This is a genomic window from Pseudomonas sp. K5002 (genome assembly GCF_013386655.1).
Lineage (GTDB): Bacteria > Pseudomonadota > Gammaproteobacteria > Pseudomonadales > Pseudomonadaceae > Aquipseudomonas.
Map to the genome: position 1 here is coordinate 1 of NZ_JACARK010001121.1, position 1,016 is coordinate 1,016.

Consider the following 1,016-nt stretch of genomic DNA (forward strand, 5'->3'; position numbering starts at 1 on the left):
GACAGCGCGGTGGTCAGCGCGGCGCTGGTGCATGAGTTCGACTGGTCCTGGCAGGACTACGACCGCCTGGCCCAGGCGGCATTGGCCGGGCATATCATCGAATGCGGCGCGCAGTGCACCGGCGGCAACTTCACCGATTGGCGGGAGGTGCCGGACTACGAACACATCGGTTTCCCAATTGTGGAGGTCAGTGCCGACGGCCAGTTCACCGTCAGCAAGGTCGAGGGCACCGGCGGACTGATCAGCGAACTGAGCGTCGCCGAGCAACTGCTGTATGAAATCGGCGACCCGCGCGCCTACCTGTTGCCCGACGTGATCTGCGACTTCAGCCAGGTCAAGCTCCGGCAACAAGGCAAAAACCGCGTGCACCTGCACGGCGCCAAAGGCCTGCCGCCCACCGACCAATACAAGGTCAGCGCCACCTACCCGGATGGTTTTCGCTGCACCGCCAGTTGCCTGATCGCCGGGATCGACGCGGTGGCCAAGGCCGAGCGGGTCAGCCAGGCGATCATCAACAAGACCTCAGAGCTGTTCAGCCAGCGCGGCTGGGCGCCCTACACCGACATCAACATCGAACTGCTGGGCAGCGAAGCCACCTACGGCCCCCATGCCCAACGCCAGGACTGCCGCGAAGTGGTGGTGAAACTGGCGGTGCGTCACCCCAGCAAACAGGCGCTGGTGCTGTTCGCCCGGGAGATTGCCCAGGCGGCCACCGGCATGGCGCCGGGGCTCACCGGGATCGTCGGCGGGCGACCCACGGTGTACCCGCTGATTCGGTTGTTTTCATTCCTGATCGATAAACGCGCCTGCCAATTGCAGGTCGATTTCCTTGGCGAACGGCATGCCTGCGAATTGCCCGTCGCCAAACCGCTGAACACCTCGATCGCATTGATCGACCCGCCCAAACCCCAAGGCCGCGCCGACGCCAACGTGCCGCTGGTCAAGCTGGCCGTGGCCCGCTCCGGCGACAAGGGCAACCACAGCAACATCGGGGTGATCGCCCGCGAGCCCGAGTA

General features: G+C 65.1%; 1 protein-coding gene. It reads left to right on the forward strand.

Annotation, left to right across the window (positions count from 1 at the left end):
• A partial coding sequence (locus HX846_RS33930; RefSeq protein ID WP_178967121.1) for an acyclic terpene utilization AtuA family protein occupies positions 1–1,016 on the forward strand: 1,016 nt, incomplete at both ends.